The organism is Pseudonocardia kunmingensis (assembly GCF_006716445.1).
GTDB classification, from domain to species: Bacteria; Actinomycetota; Actinomycetes; order Mycobacteriales; family Pseudonocardiaceae; genus Pseudonocardia; species Pseudonocardia kunmingensis.
On record NZ_VFPA01000001.1, the window covers coordinates 1,737,455 to 1,754,308 of the forward strand.

Genomic DNA, 16,854 nt, shown 5'->3' on the forward strand with positions numbered 1-16,854 from the left:
GCGCCGCCGCCGAGCGGAGACCGTCTCGTGTCGGGATCCTACGTGGCCGCGGTCACCACGATCGGGCGCGGGCTAGGCGGTGGCGTTCTCGCGCGCGGCGTCGGGGCCGCGCTCGAGCAGGACGCGGAAACCCGCCTCGTCGAGCACGGGCACACCGATCTCCACGGCCTTGTCGTACTTCGACCCGGGTGCGTCGCCCGCGACGACGAAGGCGGTCTTCTTCGACACCGATCCGGCCGCCCGCCCGCCGCGCGCCATGATCGCCTCCTTGGCCTCGTCGCGGGAGAAGCCCTCCATCGAGCCGGTGATGACGATCGACAGGCCCTCGAGGGTGCGCGGCACGGACTCGTCGGCCTCGTCGACCATCCGGACCCCGGCGGCCCGCCACTTCTGCACGACCTCCCGGTGCCAGTCGACCGAGAACCAGTCGCGCAGGGCCGCCGCGATCGTGGGCCCGACGCCCTCGACCCCCGCGATGGGCGCAAGCGCCGCCGCCAGTGCCTTCGCCTGCGCCCGCGCCGCGGCCCTGGCCGCCCGCTCCTCCTCCGCGGCGCGTTCCTCGGCGCTCGGCTCCGCGTCGCCGCTCGCGCCCGGCCCGGCATCCTCCGGCTGCGCCTCGCGCGCCGCGGCGACCGCGTCGGCACCGGTGGCCGCGGGAGCGCCGGCGTCGGCGGGATCCTCGGCGGTGCCGTCGGACGTGATCGCCAACCCGGCCTCGGCCGTGGCGCGCGCCGCCTCCTCGGCCGCGGCCTCGATCGCCTCCATGGACCGGAACTCCCGGGCCAGTGCCTGCGCGGCGGTGGGACCGACGTGCCGGATCGAGAGCCCGACGAGCACCCGCCACAGCGGCCGCTCCTTCGCGGCGTCGAGGTTGGCCAGGAGGCGGTGGCCGTTGGCCGACAGCTCGCCGTCCTTCTTGCGGAAGAGCTCGACCCGGAGCAGGTCGGACTCGGTGAGCCCGAAGACGTCGCCCTCGTCCTGCACGACGCCCGAGGCGAGCAGCGCGGTGGCCGCCTCGTAGCCCAGCCCCTCGATGTCGAACGCGCCGCGGCCGGCGACGTGGAACAGCCGCTCCCGCAGCTGCGCCGGGCAGGAGCGGGCGTTGGGGCAGCGCAGGTCGACGTCGCCCGCCTTCTGCTGCGCCAGCGCGGTGCCGCACTCCGGGCAGTGGGTGGGCATGACGAACTCGCGCTCGCTGCCGTCGCGCAGCTCCACCACCGGCCCGAGCACCTCGGGGATGACGTCGCCGGCCTTGCGGATCACGACGCGGTCGCCGATGAGCACGCCCTTGCGCTTGACCTCCTGCGCGTTGTGCAGCGTGGCCAGCCCGACCGTGGACCCGGCGACGACGACCGGCTCCATCTGCGCGAACGGCGTGACGCGGCCGGTGCGCCCCACGTTGACCTGGATGTCGAGGAGCTTCGTGGTGGCCTCCTCGGGCGGGTACTTGTAGGCGATCGCCCACCGCGGAGCGCGCGACGTGGAGCCGAGCCGCCGCTGCAGCGCGACCTCGTCGACCTTGACGACGACCCCGTCGATCTCGTGCTCGATGTCGTGGCGGTGCTCGCCCCAGTGCTCGACGTGGGCGAGCACCTCGTCGACGCCGGTGAGCACGACGCTGCGCTCCGACACCGGCAGCCCCCACGCCCGCAGCGCGTCGTAGCCCTGGGACTGGCGCTCGAGGGTGAACCCCTCGCGCTTGCCGAAGCCGTGGCAGATCAGCCGCAGCTTGCGCGAGCCGGTGACCTTCGGGTCCTTCTGCCGCAGTGACCCCGCGGCCGTGTTGCGCGGGTTGGCGAAGGGCGGCTTGCCGGCCTCGACCAGCGAGGCGTTGAGCGCCTGGAAGTCCTCCAGCCGGAAGTAGACCTCGCCGCGGACCTCCACCAGCGCGGGCACCGGGAACTCCGCGGTGCCGGTGAGCCGGTCGGGCACCTCCTCCAGCGTGCGCATGTTGAGCGTGATGTCCTCGCCGGTGCGCCCGTCGCCGCGGGTGAGGGCGCGGGTGAGCCTGCCGTTCTCGTACAGCAGGTTGACGGCGAGCCCGTCGATCTTCAGCTCGCACAGGTAGTGCAGCGTGCTCGCACCCACGTCGCGCGTGATGCGTTCCGCCCAGGCGCGCATCTCGTCGGCCGTGAACGCGTTGTCGAGGCTGAGCATGCGCTCGAGGTGGTCGTGGGCGACGAAGTCGGTGGAGAACCGGCTGCCCACCTTCTGCGTGGGCGACTCGGGCGTGACCAGCTCGGGGTGCGCGCTCTCCAGCTCCACGAGCTCGCGCCACAGCGCGTCGAACTGCCCGTCGGAGATCGCGGGCGCGTCGAGCACGTAGTAGCGGAACTGGTGGTCGGCCACCTCCGCGGCCAGCTGCGCATGCCGTTCGCGCACGTCGGTGTCTGGGCTCACGAGCAGAGGTTAGCGAGGGGGCCCGACAGGCGGCGGGACCCGCGCGTCACCGGTTCCGGCGCAACGGGATGACGGGGGCCGGTTCGCGCGCCCCGGGCTCGAGGTCGCGGCCGAGCTGCTCGAGCCCGGCGATGTAGGGGGCGATGTCGCCGTCGCCCTGCCCGGTGAGCAGCCCGTGCAGGTGCTCCACCAGCACGTCGGCGATCGCGTGCAGGACGTCGTGGCGGTCCGCCCCGGTGGCGAGCAGGCGCCGGGCGGCCTGCCAGACCTGCGGCGGCTCGTCGTCCCACAGCTGGTTGGCGACGATCTCGTGCACCGTGATGTGCAGCCGGGGGTTCGCCCCGTCGACGGTCTCGGTGCCGGGGTCGGCGAGCGCCTCGTGGTACTCCGGGTGCTCGCCCTCGATGAGCATGCCGCGGTCGTCGGGGTCGCTCGGGTCGAGGAAGGAGAACTCCTCGTCACCGATCCGGGTGTCGACGCCGGGAACGGCGAACATCCGGCGCGCGAGCACGTCGGGCAGGTCCTCCGGGGTCAGCGACTCCAGGTCCAGGCCGGCGAGGTAGGCGTCCGCGACGTCGCCCGGGACGGGACCGGCATCGCCCGCCCGGCCGATCGCGGACACCATGTCGTCGACCTCGTCCGCCAGCTCGGCGAGCGCGGCATCGGGCAGGCCGGACCGCCGTCCCGCCCAGTCCGCCCAGGCACGCACCGTGTCGGGCAGCGCCTCCAGCTCCGCCTGCGACACCACCGGGCCGTCGTTCAGGGTCTCGTCGAGGAACTCGTCGAGCGTGCCCGGCCCGACCCGCAGCGGCCGGGTGGGCGAGACCGCGGCGCCGAACTCGACCAGCATCTCGGCGCACCCGCGCGCCCCGGGTGGGAGGTCGTGCGCGGCCAGGAACTCGTCCACGACAGCCGCCCGCGAGGCCTCGTCGGGGAGGGCGGGCACCGGCTCCGGCGGCGCGGGCAGCAACCGCAACCGCGCGGCGGCCAGGGCGCGGGAGGCCGCGAACTCCTCGCCCACCGGCGGTTCGGACACGAGCTCCGCCGCGCTGTCGGTGACCGCGAACGCCGGAACGAGCATCGCCGCGGCCTCGTCGAGGGAGAGCTCGCGCTCGACGACCGAGTGCTCGTCCGCGATGCCACGCAGCTCCGCGCGCGCCCCGTCCGGGTCGTCGGTGAAGAACGCCTCCTCCGCCACGCCGCCGACCGTGTGGTCCACCAGCGCCACCAGCGCATGGCGGGACCCGCCGCGCTCGACGACGAGCAGCACGGTGCTCTGGTCGCCGTAGACGTCGCCGTAGGTCCACGCCTCGACCGCGCGCTCGGTGCCGAGCGCCCGCACCCAGGCCGGCTCGTCCACACCACCCGCGACCAGCGCGTCGGCCCCCGCGGCGGCCTGCTCCCGCTGCCGTGGGGTGCCGAGGATCGCGATCACCCGCAGCAGCGCCACCGCGCCGGGGATCCGCTTGCGGGCCGCGCGCGCCACGAGCTCCTCGCCGAACACGACCTCCGGGTCGGCGTCGGGCACGACCTTGCCCCACCACGCGCCGAGCAGGACCGACACGTACAGCTCGGCCTGCAGCGCGTCGGTGGCGCCCGCCAGCTCGCGGACGGCGTCGTCGAGGACGCGGTCGGCGAACGCGTCCGCCCCGGGTGCGTCCCGGCGCGCCCCCTGCTTCTTGCGCTTCCGTCCCTTGCTCTGCGGGCTCACCCCGCTCACCGTGCCAGACCGCCTCACCACTGCTCGGGTGGGTCCACGAAGGCCTGGCCCAGCTCGCGGGCGAGCCCCATCGCCCGGCGCGCCCACGCGGGCGTCGCACCGGCGAGCCCGCAGGTCGGCGTGGGGACGGCGAGCGCCGCGAGGCGGGAGCGGTCGAAACCGAGCCGGTCGGCCAGGTCGAACGCGGGACGCGCGAGGTCGCGCAGCCGTGGCGGCGCGGCGGGCTCGCGGGCCGGCACGAGGCCGAGCAGCAGCGGCGTGCCGCCGTCCCACACCTCGCCGAGCGCGTCGAGCGCCGCGGGCAGCGCCGTGTCGCCGTGGAAGGCGGGCAGCGTGGCGTCGATCCCCACCCCGGCGACGCCGGCCCCGGCGAGCAGCCGCACCGGCGGGCGGTCCGCGCAGCAGTGCGCCACCACCGGCACCCCCAGTGCCGTGACCAGGTCGCGCAGGGCGTCCTGCGCCTCGTTGCGGCCCACGGCGCGCACGGTGCCGAACCCCGACGCGGTGGGCAGGGCGCCCGCGAGCACCGCGGGCAGCGTCGGCTCGTCGAGCTGGACGAGGACCTGCGCGCCGGTGCGGGCCGCCACCTCGGCGACGTGCGCGCGCAGCCCCTCCTGCAGGCTCGCCGTGAACTCCCGGACCGCGCCTGCGTCGGTCAGCACCCGGTGGCCGCTGTGCAGCTCCACGGCCGCGGCCAGCGTCCACGGACCGGCCGCCTGCACCTTGACCCACTCCGGGCGGGCCGTGTCACAGGCCTCGTCGAGGGCGTCGAGGTCGGCGCGCAGCAGGTCGACGGCCCTGCGGTGGTCGATGCCGGGCCGCGCCGACACCCGGTAGCCGGTGGGCACCACCTCGACGGCGAGGTCGACGAGCAGCCCCGCCGTCCGGCCGATCATGTCCGCGCCCACCCCCCTGGCCGGCAGCTCCGGCAGGTGCGGCAGCAGCGGCAGCTCGCCGACGACGGTGGCCGCGGCCTCCCGCGGATCGGTGCCGGGCAGCGAGCCCACGCCGGTCGCCGCCCCGTCCGACCACCGCGCGGGCGGCGCGACCGCGGACCCGTCGTCCACGGCTGCGGGGACGGCGAACGCGCCGCCGCCCACCGTCTCCCCGGGAGCGGCGCCTGCCAGGCCGGCCGCGGCGAGCGCGGCCTCGAGCGGATCGGTACTCACGGCCGCTGTCTACCACCGGCGGGCGCGCCGCCTCTGCCCGGGCGACGTGATCCGCGCGAGCCGTACCTCGGCGCGGTCCGGGGAGCAGCCACGTACGACTCGCGGCGATCTCGGGCGCGGCGCTACGCGGTCGCGGTGATCGTGGCGCTGCCCAGCACCACGTCGCCCGCCGCGTCGGGGCGGTAGAGGGCCACGGCCTGGCCCGGCGCGACGCCGCGCAGCGGTTCCGCGAGCTCGACGCGCAGGCCGTCGGGCGCCGGTTCGGCGACGGCAGGCGCGGTGCCGCCGTGGGCGCGGACCTGGGCCACGCAGTCGAACCGGGCACCGGGCGCGGCCCCCGCGCTCCACACCGGCCTACCGGCCTCGATCGTGCGGACATCGAGCGCCGCGGCCGGGCCCACGCGCACCGTGCCGGTGGCGGGCTCGATGCCGAGCACGTAGCGCGGGCGGCCGTCCGCGGCGGGGGCGGCGACGCCGAGGCCCTTGCGCTGCCCGACGGTGAACCCGTGCACCCCGTCGTGGCGGGCGAGCTCGGCGCCGCTGGCGTCGTCGACGACCGCCCCCGGCCGCACGCCGAGCCTGCTGCCGAGGAACGCGCGGGTGTCGCCGGAGGGGATGAAGCAGATGTCGTGGCTGTCGGGCTTCTCGGCGACGCGCAGCCCGCGTTCGGCGGCCTCGGCGCGCACGTCCGGCTTCGGCGTGTCGCCGATCGGGAACATCGCGTGCGCCAGCTGCCGGGCGGTGAGCACGGCGAGCACGTAGGACTGGTCCTTGTCGGCGTCGACCGCCCGGCGCAGCTCGCCGCCGACCAGCCGCGCGTAGTGCCCGGTGCAGACCGCGTCGAAGCCCAGCGCGAGCGCCTTCTCCAGCAGCGCCGAGAACTTGATCTTCTCGTTGCAGCGCAGGCACGGGTTCGGGGTCTGCCCGGCGGCGTAGGCGGCGACGAAGTCGTCCACGACGTCCTCGGTGAAGCGGGCCGCGAAGTCCCAGACGTAGAACGGGATGCCCAGCACGTCGGCGGCGCGCCGGGCGTCGCCCGCGTCCTCGCGCGAGCAGCAGCCGCGCGAGCCGCTGCGCAGCGCGTCCGGGGTCTGGGACAGGGCCAGGTGCACGCCGACCACGTCGTGCCCGGCGTCGACGGCGCGGGCCGCGGCCACCGCCGAGTCGACGCCACCGCTCATCGCGGCGAGGACCCTCATCGCGCCAACGCCGCCTGCCCCGCACGGCGGGCGCGCTCGACCACCGGCGCGATCACGGCAGCCACCGCGTCGACGTCGGCGGCGGTGGAGGTGTGGCCGAGGGAGAACCGCAGCGACCCGCGCGCGGTGGCGTCGTCGGCGCCCATCGCGAGCAGCACGTGGCTGGGCTGCGCCACCCCGGCCGTGCACGCCGAGCCGGTGGAGCACTCCACGCCCTGCGCGTCGAGCAGCATGAGCAGGCTGTCGCCCTCGCAGCCGGGGAAGGACAGGTGGGCGTTGCCGGGCAGCCGCGACGGCCCGCCCTCGACGACGCCAAAGCCCGGGTCGCCGTTGAGCGTGGCCTCCGGGACCACCGCCACGATCTTCGCGACCAGGTCGTCGCGCAGTGCGGCCAGCGCGGCGGACCTGCGCGGCGCGTCCGCCACCGCGAGCTCCACGGCGGTGGCCAGGCCCACCACGGCGGGCGTGTCGAGCGTGCCCGAACGCACATCGCGCTCCTGCCCGCCGCCGTGCAGCAGCGGGGTGAGCGCGACCTCGCGACCCAGCAGCAGCGCGCCCGCCCCGATCGGGCCGCCGAGCTTGTGGCCGGTGAGGGTGAGCGCGTCGACGCCCGATGCGGCGAAGTCGACCGGCAGCACCCCGACCGCCTGCACGGCGTCGGAGTGGATCGGCACGTCGAACTCGTGGGCGATGGCCGCGAGCTCGCGCACCGGGTTGACGGTGCCGACCTCGTTGTTGGCCCACATCACCGACACCAGAGCGGCGCGCTCGGGCTCGCGGGCCAGCGCGGCGCGCAACGTCTCCGGGCGGACGCGGCCGACGGCGTCGACCTCCAGCAGCTCGACCTCGGCGCCCTCGTGCGCGGCGAGCCACTGCGCGGCGTCCAGCACGGCGTGGTGCTCGATGGCCGACACCAGCACCCGGGTGCGCCGCGGGTCGGCCGCCCGGCGCGACCAGTACAGGCCCTTCACGGCCAGGTTGTCGCTCTCGGTGCCGCCGGTGGTGAGGACGACCTCAGACGGCCGCGCGCCGACCGCGGCGGCGATCCGCTCGCGCGCCTCCTCGACGTCACGACGGGCGCGGCGGCCCGCGGTGTGCAGCGACGACGCGTTGCCGGTACGGCTGAGTGCCTCCGCCATCACCGCCACGGCCTCGGGCAGCATCGGCGTGGTGGCGGCGTGGTCGAGGTAGATCGCGCTCGTGGCGGCCACCTCCTCGGCTCGGTCGGTCCGACGCCAGGATAGTCCGCCGGCACGCGGCCACCGGGCGGTGCACCCACGGTGTGAGCCGTCAGGCCGCGGCCGGGGTGCGGGACTGGCGGGGGACCGCGTGCGGCACGCCGGTCACCGCCGCGACCGCCTCGCCCGCGCGGCGCGCCAGCTCGCGGCGGTCGGCCCCGGGCGGCAGCGCCGGCAGGACCGTCAGCTCGCAGTCAAGGGTCGGCATCCGCAGCACCTGCCGCAGCGAGTCCCACAACGTCTGCTCACCGACGAACGCGGCGGCCGGGGCGGGCACCCCGTCCGGCCCGCGCAGGACGGCGGCCACCGGCCGCACCGGCGCGCCGGCGTCGATCGCGGCCTGGAACACCGCCCGCCGGAACGGGCCGGCCGCGGCTCCGCACCACGTGGTGCCCTCCGGGAACACCGCGACGTCCGCACCGGTGCGCAGGGCGGCGGCCGTGGCGGCGACCGTGCCCGGCAGCCCGCGCAGCCCTGCCCGGTCCACGAACAGCGCACCTGCCCGCCGCGCGACGCCGCCGATCACCGGCCAGTCGCCCATCTCGCGCTTCGCCACCGGGCTCACCGGCCGCAGCGACCCGACCGCGAGCACCTCGACCCAGGACAGGTGGTTGACGGCGAGCAGCTCGCCGCCCGCGCCCAGCTCCCCCGTCACCCGCAGCCGGACGCCGCAGCAGCGCAGCACCGCGCGGTAGCAGCCGCAGAGCCAGCGCGCACGGGCGGCGCCCGGCAGCAGCGCCACCCCGACGAGCGTGCCCAGCAGCACCGCCGCCAACGCGCAGAGCCGGGCCGCCACGACCGGCGCGGAGGCGATCGGCCCGGTCGCGGGCGGCACGCAGTCCGGGCCGCACGGCGACACCGGCATCCAGCCGGACGCGGGGGCGGGCGGGTGCGCGCCCGGCGAGCCCGAGCCCCGGTGACCCGGCCGGCGGCCGCGCACCTCGGACGTGCGGGCCGTGGATGGCGCCCGGAGCACCGGACGCCGCGGAGCGCGTGCGGTCGCCGGCACTAGTGGTTCCCGGCGCCGCCGAGGAAGAACCGCGCGTACCGCTCGTCGAGGTGGTCCAGGCCCAGCAGGACCAGGAAGTCCGCGCAGTCGAAGTCGGGGTCCAGCGCGGGCGGCCCGCAGACCCATGCCCCGAGGCGCAGGTAGCCCTGCAGCAACGGCGGGATCGCGGCGCGGCCGGGCCGGCGCAGCACGGGCGGGCGCCACGGCAGCCGCGGCTGCACCCGGTAGGGCTCGGGCGAGAGGTGCCGGGCCAGCGCGCGGTCCCAGACGGCACCCGCGGCCGCCCCGCCGTCGGCGAGCGGCACGCTCGCGCACCCCACGAGCCAGCGGTGGCCGGTGAGCAGCATGTAGCGCGCGATCCCGGCCCACACCAGCCCGACGACGGCCCCGTTGCGGTGCTCCGGGTGCACGCACGAACGCCCCGTCTCCACCATCGACGGGCGCAGCGGCGCGAGCTCGTCCAGCACGAACTCGCCCTCGGCGTACAGCCGGCCCGCACGCGCGGCGCCCGACGGCGGCAGCATCCGGTAGGTGCCGACGATCTCGCCGCTCACCTCCTCGCGGACCAGCAGGTGGTCGCAGAAGGCGTCGAACGGGTCGATGTCGACCCCCGGCTCCGGGGAGTGCAGGACGGCGCCGAGCTCATCGGCGAAGACCCGGTGGCGCAGCCGCTGGGCCGCGCGCACCTCGTGGGGATCGGAGGTGAGCAGGAGGGAGTAGCGGTGGGACGCGGCCGACTGCGGCGTCCGGGCGAGCACCTGCGTCGAGGTCACGCGGGTCTTGGTACGGGCCGCAGGCAACACCCGGCCCGGGATGCGTCGACCGGCGGGTGGCAGACGGATGAACTCCGCCGCCCGGACCCGCCGCAGCCGCACCGGGGCGCCAGGACACGGGCGTGCCCCGGGCGGCCGAACCACCCGGGGCACGTCGGAGGCGCTCAGCGCAGATGCTCGCTCCGCAAGCTCCGCTCAGCGCCGATGCTCGCTCCGCAAGCTCCGCTCAGCGCCGATGCTCGCTCCGCAAGCTCCGCTCAGCCCTTGCGCTTGGCGACTTCCTCCTGCAGCTGCGGGGCCACCTTGAACAGGTCGCCCACCACGCCGTAGTCGGCGATCTCGAAGATCGGCGCCTCCGGGTCCTTGTTCACCGCGATGATCGTCTTCGACGTCTGCATCCCGGCCCGGTGCTGGATCGCGCCGGAGATCCCGAGCGCGATGTACAGCTGCGGGGAGACCGTCTTGCCGGTCTGGCCCACCTGGAACTGGTGCGGGTAGTAGCCCGAGTCCACCGCAGCGCGCGACGCGCCGACGGCCGCGCCGAGCGAGTCGGCCAGCGCCTCGACCACCGAGAAGTCGTCGGCCGAGCCCACGCCGCGGCCACCGGACACCACCACGGACGCCTCGGTCAGCTCCGGGCGGTCGCCACCGGTGATCGGCTCCCGGCTGGAGACCGTGGCCGAGCGCCCGCCGGCGGCGGCCACCTCCACGGCCTCCTCCGCGCCCGCACCCGGCGCCGGCTCGGCGTCCACCGAACCCGGCCGCAGCGTGATCACCGGGTGCGCCGTGTTCGACTTCGCCTCGGCGATGAACGCGCCACCGAACACCGAGTGGGTGGTGCCCTCCGGTGAGACGGCCACGACGTCGCCCAGCAGCCCGGAGCCGGTGCGCACGGCCACCCGGCCGGCGATCTCCTTGCCGTCGGCGGACACTGCGATCAGCACCGCCGCCGGGTCCTTCGACTCCACCAGCGACGACAGCACCGACACCTCGGGCGAGAGGAACTCGCTCGAGTCGGTCTCCGCCACGTAGATCTTCGCCGCGCCGTACTCCTTGAGCCCGTCGGCCAGCTTGCCCGCCGTGCCCGCGGGGCCGACGACGACCGCGGAGGGCTCGCCCAGCGCCCGCGCCGCGGTCAGCAGCTCGTACGTGCTCTTCTTGATCTCACCCTCGAGGTGGTCGACGAGGACCAGCACCTCAGCCATGGGTCTGTCTCCTTCTCTCTCGTCGATCCGTCTCAGATGAGCTTCTGCGACACCAGGTACGCGGCGATCTTCGCGCCGCCGTCACCCTCGTCCTCGACCTTCTCGCCCGCGCTCTTGGGCGGCTTGGGCTGCGAGGACGTCACGGTCGACAGCGCCGAGGCCAGCCCGACCTCCGAGGCGTCGATGCCGGCGTCGGCCAGCCCGATCGTCGCCACCGGCTTCTTCTTCGCCGCCATGATCCCCTTGAACGACGGGTACCGCGGCTCGTTGATCTTCTCGCCGACGCTCACCACCGCCGGGAGCTCCGCGGTCAGGGTCGTGACACCGTCGTCGGTCTCGCGCTTCACCGTGACCGACGAGCCGTCCACGGTGATCTCCCGCGCGTGCGTCAGGGCCGGGAGGCCCAGCACGTCGGCCACCATCGCCGGCACCGCAGCGGAACGCCCGTCGGAGGCCTCGTTGCCGGCCACCACGAGGTCGACGCCCTCCACCGTGCCGATCGCCTTGGCCAGCGCACGTGCCGTCTGCACCGCGCACGACCCGGCCAGCGCCTCGTCCGACAGGTGCACGGCCTTGTCCGCGCCCATCGACAGCGCCTTGCGGATCGCGTCGGTGGCCCGCTCCGGCCCCATCGTGAGGACGGTCACCTCGGAGCCGTCGTGCGCCTCCTTCAGCTGCAGCGCAGCCTCCACCGCACGCTCGTTGATCTCGTCGAGCACCGCGTCGGTGGCGTCCCGGTCCAACGTGCCGTCGGACCTCAGCTTCCGCTCCGAATAGGTGTCGGGCACCTGCTTGACCAGCACGACGATGTTCATCGGACCTCTTCGACCTCCTGCCGGTGCGGACCTGCCGCGGTGGGTCTCTCGGACGCTCAGCGCGACGCCCGTCCGCCGACAATGCCATCGGGGGTGCGGCTCGGCCCGGCGGGCGCCCGTTTCGGGCAATTGTTACCGGGCGGTAGACGCCCGGCAAACGTCCCGCGGGTGAAACTCCTCACCCGGGGCGCGGACCGTGTGAAGGTCCACGGCCGAGGGTATTCCGACGAATGCCTCTTCTCCAGCGCATCCGCACCTTCCTCGCCAGCCCCCAGGGCAGGCGGATGACCGACCAGGGCCGCCGCATGGCGGCCGACCCCCGCAACCGCCAGCGCGCCCGGGGCCTGTTCGCGCGCCTGCGGGGCCGCTGACCGGCCACCGGCGCCACCAGGCGAGCCGCAGCCGTGCTCGGCGCTACGGTCGGGGACGTGCCCCACACGACGGCAGGACGGCCGAGTTGATCGTCACCGGCTACGACGACCGGCAGGGCTGCGGCTACGTCCTGCGCACCGGCGCGGACGCCACCGACGGGACACCGGCGAGCGAAGAGGTCCACCACGGCGGGCTGTCGGTGCGCGCGACGCCCGAACTGGCCGCGCTCCTGCGCGACGCGCTCGCCCACCGGCCGACGGCGCTGCTGAGCTGGCAGGGCCCGCGGGTCCCGCTCACGTTGGAGGACAGCACGGTGCTGGCCTGGCTCACCCACGACGTCGGCGGCGTGCTGTCGGTCCGGGGCGGGCCGCGCCCGCGCACGGCAGGTGGCTGACGCCCGTCAGCCGGCGCGGCGCACGCGCAGGACGTTGTCGGCCCTGCGCCCGGGCCGACCCTCGGGGTCGGTCGCGTCCCGCTCGATCAGCTCCTCCCGCTCGACCCGCCACCGGCCCGGATCGAGGTCGAGCGAGGCGAGCACCTCGCCCGTGGTCGGGAAGTGGAAGTCCTGCGGAGGTTCCGACACCCACGACGGCCACCCCGCGTGGCCCGCGACCAGCAGGACCCCGCCCGGTGCCACCGCAGCCGCCGCGCGCCGCAGTATCGCGTCCCGCTCGCCCTCCCGCGCCACCGGCGAGTGCAGGAACTGCGCCGAGACGAGGTCGAACTCGCCGTCCGGGAACGACCGCGACAGGTCGTGGCGCTCCCAGCGCACGGCGTCGGCGACACCGGCCTCGCGCGCGTGCTCCGCGCCGCGACGCAGGGCCTCCCCGGCGATGTCGACGGCCGTGACCCGCCAGCCGTTGCGGGCCAGCCAGATCGCGTCCGCGCCCTCTCCGCAGCCCAGGTCGAGGGCCGTGCCCGGCGGGAACGCCTCGACCTCCTGCACCAGCAGCGGATTGGCGTTGCCGCTCCAGATCCGCTCCTCGGCGGCGTAGAACTCGTCCCAGAACTGCTCGCCGCTCGCGGGCGCCGGGTTCGTCACGTCGTGGTCCATACCGCCACTCTGCGACCGCAGCGGCCGAACGGCAATCGTTCTTGCCGTCTCGGCAACCCATCGCGTGGCCACCCGGTCGACCCGGTGCTCGCCCGCGCGCGTCTCGTGGTTTCTTGTTCCGGATGACCGAGACCCCCGCCCGGACGCTCCCGCTCACCGGCGAGCGCACGGTCCCCGGCGTGCCCGAGGAGAACTACTGGTTCCGCCGCCACGAGGCCGTGTACGCGGCGGTGCGCGACCGCTGCGCAGGCGCGCGCGTGCTCGAGGCCGGCTGCGGGGAGGGCTACGGCGCCGCCGGGCTCGCGGAGGTGGCGGCGCGCGTCCTCGCCCTGGACCTCGACATGCCCACCGCCGCGCACGTCGCCCGTCGCTACCCCCGGGTCGGCGTCGCCCGCGCCGACCTCGTGGGGCTCCCGGTCCGCGACGGCGGCTGCGACGTGGTCGTCTCCCTGCAGGTGATCGAGCACCTGTGGGAGCAGGAGCGGTTCCTGCGCGAGTGCCTGCGCGTCCTGCGTCCGGGCGGGCTGCTCGTGGTCTCCACGCCGAACCGGCTCACGTTCTCCCCCGGCCGCGACACGCCGCTCAACCCGTTCCACACCCGGGAGCTGACCGGCGCCGAGCTCGCCGCCCTGGTCCGGGACGCCGGGTTCGCCGACCTCGAGGTCCACGGTCTGCACCACGGCCCCCGCCTGCGCGAGCTGGACGCCCGGCACGGCGGCTCGCTCGTCGACGCGCAGGTGGCCGTCGCCCTCGACGGTGGGGAGTGGCCCGCGCCGCTGCTCGCGGACGTGGGCGCGGTGGCGGCGGCGGACTTCGCGCTGCAGGCGGCGGACGTGGACACCAGCCTGGACCTGCTGGCCCTGGCCACCCGCCCGTGACCGAGCCCGTCGGCACCTTCTGCCTCGTCCTGCACAGCCACCTGCCGTGGCTCGCGCACCACGGGCGCTGGCCCGTCGGCGAGGAGTGGCTCTACCAGTCCTGGGCGCACGCCTACCTGCCCGTGCTCGACGTGGTGGCGCGCCTGTCCGCGGAGGGCAGGCGCGACCTGCTCACGCTCGGCGTCACCCCGGTGCTCGCCGCCCAGCTCGACGACCCGCACTGCCTGCGCGGGATGCACGACTGGCTCGGCGGGTGGCAGCTGCGCGCGCACGAGGCCGCGGCCCGGTTGCCGGCGTTGGCCGCGTACGAGCACCGGGCGGCCGCCACCGCGCTCGTGCGGTTCGAGCGCCACTGGCGGCACGGCGCCTCCCCGCTCCTGCGCCGGCTCACCGACGCCGGCGCGCTGGAGATGCTCGGCGGCCCGGCGACGCACCCGTTCGGACCGCTGCTGACGCCCGAGGTCCGCGCCTTCGCGCTGGACACCGGCCTCACCGACGCGGCGATCCGGCTCGGCGCGCGGCCGGCCGGGATCTGGGCCCCCGAGTGCGCCTACGCGCCCGGCATGGAGGCCGGGTACGCCGCCGCGGGCGTGCGCCGCTTCCTCGTCGACGGGCCCGCGCTGCGCGGCGACACCGCGCTCGCGCGGCCGGTCGGCGACACCGACGTGCTCGCGTTCGGCCGGGACCTCGACGTCACCTACCGCGTCTGGTCGCCGCGCTCGGGCTACCCCGGCGGTCGCGACTACCGCGACTTCCACACCTACGACCACCCGTCGGGCCTCAAGCCCGCCCGGGTCACCGGTCGCCGGGTGGCGCCGGAGGACAAGCGGCCCTACGACCCGGAGCGCGCGGCCGCGGCCGTCGCCCGCGACGCCGCGGACTTCGTCGCGGTCGTCCGCGACCGGCTCGCCGCGCTGCGCGAGCGCTCCGGCCGCCCCGCGCTCACGGTGGCCGCGTTCGACACCGAGCTGTTCGGGCACTGGTGGCACGAGGGGCCCGCATGGCTGGAGGCCGTGTTGCGGACGCTGCCGGAGGCCGGCGTGCGGGTGACGACGCTGCGCGGCGCCGTCGAGGCCGGGCTGGTGGGTGCGCCGGTCGCGCCGCCGCCGTCGTCGTGGGGGTCGGGCAAGGACTGGCGGGTCTGGACGGGCCCGCAGGTGGCCGACCTGGTCGCCCTGCACGAGCGGGTGCAGCGGTGCGCGCTCGGTGCGTCGGCGCCGGGTCCCACCCGCGACCCGCTGCGCGACGCGCTCGCCACCGAGGCGCTGCTGGCGCTGTCGAGCGACTGGGCGTTCATGGTCACCAAGGACTCGGCGGCCGGCTACGCGCGCGAGCGCGCGTTCGGGCACGCGGCCCGCGTCGAGGAGCTGGCCCGCCTGCTGGCCGCCGGACGACGCCGCGCGGCCGCCCACCGGGTGGCGGGCTGGAACGGTGACGACGCCGTCTTCGGCCACCTCGACGCCCGCCTGCTCGCACCCCGGTAGGACACCTGCCGGAACGCGAGACCCGCGCCGTCCAGACGGGAGACTCGCCCGGTCGGAACAGGAGACTCGCGCGGTCGGAACGGGAGACTCGCGCGGTCGAAACGGGAGACTCGCGCTGTCCAGACGGGAGACTCGCCGGGCCCGGGCGCCTCCCCCGCGAGTCTCCCGTTCGAACACGGCGAGTCCCCCGTTCAGACAGGGCGAGTCTCCCGATCGGACGCGGCGAGTCTCCCGATCGGACGCGGCGGCGCCGGGCTCCTACCGACCGGTAGGTTCCTCCCGTGCGCGTGCTGATGGTCTCCTGGGAGTACCCGCCGGTCGTCGTCGGCGGGCTGGGGCGGCACGTGCACGCGCTCGCCGTCGAGCTGGCCGCCGCCGGGCACGAGGTCGTCGTGCTGTCCCGCCAACCCGCGGGCAGCGACGCCGAGACCCACCCCACCACCGACGAGGTGCGCGACGGGGTCCGCGTGCTGCGGGTGGCCGAGGACCCGCCGCACCTGGAGTTCGAGCGGGACATGGTCGCCTGGACGCTCGCGATGGGGCACGGGATGCTGCGCGCGGCGCTCACCCGGCTCGGCACGTGGCGACCGGACGTGCTGCACGCGCACGACTGGCTCGTCGCCCACCCGGCGATCGCGCTCGCCGACGTCCTGGAGGTCCCGCTCGTCGTGACGATCCACGCGACCGAGGCGGGCCGCTACGCCGGCTGGCTCTCCACCCCGCTCTCGCGGCAGGTGCACTCCGCCGAGTGGTGGCTCGCCCACCGCGCCGACGCCCTGATCACCTGCTCCGCCGCGATGCGTACGGAGGTGGCCGAGCTCTACGACCTCGACCCCACGCGGATCGCCGTGCGGCACAACGGGATCGCCCCGGGCGGCTGGCGGGCGGACGCGGCGCGCGTGCGGGAGGTGCGGGAGCGCTACGCGCCCGGCGAGGCTCCCGTGCTGCTGTACTTCGGGCGGCTGGAGTACGAGAAGGGCGTGCAGGACCTGATCGCGGCCCTGCCGCGGATCCGGCGGGCCCACCCGGGCACCCGGCTCCTCGTCGCCGGCACCGGGACCGCGGCCGACCAGCTGGTGGACGCCGCCCGCGCGCACCGGGTGCTGCGCAGCGTGACCTTCACGGGACGCCTGCCCGACGCCGACCTCGCCGCCGTGCTGCGCGCCGCCGACGCCGTGGTGCTGCCGAGCCGCTACGAGCCGTTCGGGATCGTCGCGCTGGAGGCGGCCGCGGCGGGCGCGCCGCTGGTGGCCTCGACCGCGGGGGGCCTCGGCGAGGTGGTGCTGGACGGGGAGACGGGGCTGTCGTTCGCGCCGGGCGACGTGGCGGCACTGGCGCGGGCCGTGGGGGGTGTGCTGGCCGATCCGGCCGCCGCGGCGCGTCGGACGCGGGCCGCGCGGAAGCGGTTGGGGAGCGCGTTCGACTGGGCGCGGATCGCGGCCGACACCGTCACGGTGTACGCGGGGGCCACCCGCGGTGCCACGGTCGAACTCGGCCGGCCGAAGATCCCGACCGGGAACGTCTTCGGCTAGCCGGCG

General features: G+C 76.1%; 16 protein-coding genes. 6 read left to right on the forward strand and 10 right to left on the reverse strand.

Annotated elements, in window-relative coordinates:
• Positions 1-72: 72 nt before the first annotated feature.
• The 6 genes from ligA to FB558_RS08250 all read right to left on the reverse strand — a co-directional run bounded on the left by ligA (position 73) and on the right by FB558_RS08250 (position 8,492).
• Entirely contained in the window at positions 73-2,400 is a 2,328-nt protein-coding gene (ligA, locus tag FB558_RS08225; protein ID WP_246106310.1) for an NAD-dependent DNA ligase LigA, read from the reverse strand.
• Between the two features lie 46 nt (positions 2,401-2,446).
• A complete protein-coding gene (locus FB558_RS08230; RefSeq protein WP_142049865.1) occupies positions 2,447-4,111 on the reverse strand; it encodes a DUF1841 family protein in 1,665 nt (554 codons plus the stop codon).
• A gap of 23 nt (positions 4,112-4,134) precedes the next feature.
• On the reverse strand, positions 4,135-5,187 hold the full coding sequence (locus tag FB558_RS08235) for a uroporphyrinogen decarboxylase/cobalamine-independent methonine synthase family protein (protein WP_246106498.1): 1,053 nt from the start codon (positions 5,185-5,187) through the stop codon (positions 4,135-4,137).
• A 224-nt stretch (positions 5,188-5,411) separates the two neighbouring features.
• The gene (gene mnmA / locus FB558_RS08240; protein WP_142049871.1) at positions 5,412-6,488 is read right to left on the reverse strand and encodes a tRNA 2-thiouridine(34) synthase MnmA; all 1,077 of its coding nucleotides are present in this window, start codon (positions 6,486-6,488) and stop codon (positions 5,412-5,414) included.
• The gene (locus tag FB558_RS08245; RefSeq protein ID WP_142049874.1) at positions 6,485-7,699 is read right to left on the reverse strand and encodes a cysteine desulfurase family protein; all 1,215 of its coding nucleotides are present in this window, start codon (positions 7,697-7,699) and stop codon (positions 6,485-6,487) included. The genes mnmA and FB558_RS08245 overlap by 4 nt, the downstream gene beginning before the upstream one ends.
• Before the next feature lie 79 nt (positions 7,700-7,778).
• Positions 7,779-8,492 (reverse strand): lysophospholipid acyltransferase family protein, encoded by a 714-nt coding sequence (locus FB558_RS08250; RefSeq protein ID WP_246106311.1) that lies wholly within the window; start codon positions 8,490-8,492, stop codon positions 7,779-7,781.
• On the opposite strand from FB558_RS08250, the gene FB558_RS44400 reads away from it, so the two are divergent.
• Positions 8,479-8,646 carry a hypothetical protein gene (locus FB558_RS44400; RefSeq protein ID WP_246106312.1) on the forward strand — a complete coding sequence of 56 codons (168 nt, stop codon included), beginning with the start codon at positions 8,479-8,481 and terminating at the stop codon, positions 8,644-8,646. The genes FB558_RS08250 and FB558_RS44400 overlap by 14 nt on opposite strands.
• 88 nt (positions 8,647-8,734) lie before the next feature.
• Here the strand turns inward: FB558_RS44400 and FB558_RS08255 are convergent, their stop codons facing one another.
• The 3 genes from FB558_RS08255 to FB558_RS08265 form a co-directional block, all read right to left on the reverse strand.
• Entirely contained in the window at positions 8,735-9,508 is a 774-nt protein-coding gene (locus FB558_RS08255) for a GNAT family N-acetyltransferase (RefSeq protein WP_142049880.1), read from the reverse strand.
• 257 nt (positions 9,509-9,765) lie between these two features.
• The gene (locus FB558_RS08260) at positions 9,766-10,713 is read right to left on the reverse strand and encodes an electron transfer flavoprotein subunit alpha/FixB family protein (protein WP_142049883.1); all 948 of its coding nucleotides are present in this window, start codon (positions 10,711-10,713) and stop codon (positions 9,766-9,768) included.
• Between the two features lie 32 nt (positions 10,714-10,745).
• Complete coding sequence (locus FB558_RS08265) at positions 10,746-11,528, reverse strand: electron transfer flavoprotein subunit beta/FixA family protein (RefSeq protein WP_142049886.1); 783 nt, start codon at positions 11,526-11,528, stop codon at positions 10,746-10,748.
• 230 nt (positions 11,529-11,758) lie between these two features.
• Between FB558_RS08265 and FB558_RS43150 the strand changes: the two genes are divergently transcribed.
• Together FB558_RS43150 and FB558_RS08270 are read left to right on the forward strand one after the other, a co-directional pair.
• Positions 11,759-11,899, forward strand: a complete 141-nt coding sequence (locus FB558_RS43150) for a hypothetical protein (RefSeq protein ID WP_170231234.1) — start codon at positions 11,759-11,761, stop codon at positions 11,897-11,899.
• An 86-nt stretch (positions 11,900-11,985) separates the two neighbouring features.
• The gene (locus tag FB558_RS08270) at positions 11,986-12,294 is read left to right on the forward strand and encodes a hypothetical protein (protein WP_142049889.1); all 309 of its coding nucleotides are present in this window, start codon (positions 11,986-11,988) and stop codon (positions 12,292-12,294) included.
• Positions 12,295-12,300: 6 nt separating this feature from the next.
• Here the strand turns inward: FB558_RS08270 and FB558_RS08275 are convergent, their stop codons facing one another.
• Positions 12,301-12,954, reverse strand: coding sequence for a class I SAM-dependent methyltransferase (locus FB558_RS08275; protein ID WP_142049892.1), 654 nt, complete (start codon positions 12,952-12,954; stop codon positions 12,301-12,303).
• A 122-nt stretch (positions 12,955-13,076) separates the two neighbouring features.
• On the opposite strand from FB558_RS08275, the gene FB558_RS08280 reads away from it, so the two are divergent.
• The 3 genes from FB558_RS08280 (at position 13,077) to FB558_RS08290 (ending at position 16,848) form a co-directional block, all read left to right on the forward strand.
• Positions 13,077-13,832, forward strand: a complete 756-nt coding sequence (locus tag FB558_RS08280; protein ID WP_142049895.1) for a class I SAM-dependent methyltransferase — start codon at positions 13,077-13,079, stop codon at positions 13,830-13,832.
• Positions 13,829-15,316, forward strand: coding sequence for a 1,4-alpha-glucan branching protein domain-containing protein (locus tag FB558_RS08285; RefSeq protein ID WP_142049898.1), 1,488 nt, complete (start codon positions 13,829-13,831; stop codon positions 15,314-15,316). Before FB558_RS08280 ends, FB558_RS08285 begins: the two co-directional genes overlap by 4 nt.
• A 281-nt stretch (positions 15,317-15,597) precedes the next feature.
• Positions 15,598-16,848: a glycosyltransferase family 4 protein gene (locus FB558_RS08290; RefSeq protein ID WP_142049901.1), complete on the forward strand. Its 1,251-nt coding sequence runs from the start codon at positions 15,598-15,600 to the stop codon at positions 16,846-16,848.
• The last annotated feature ends 6 nt before the right edge of the window (positions 16,849-16,854 follow it).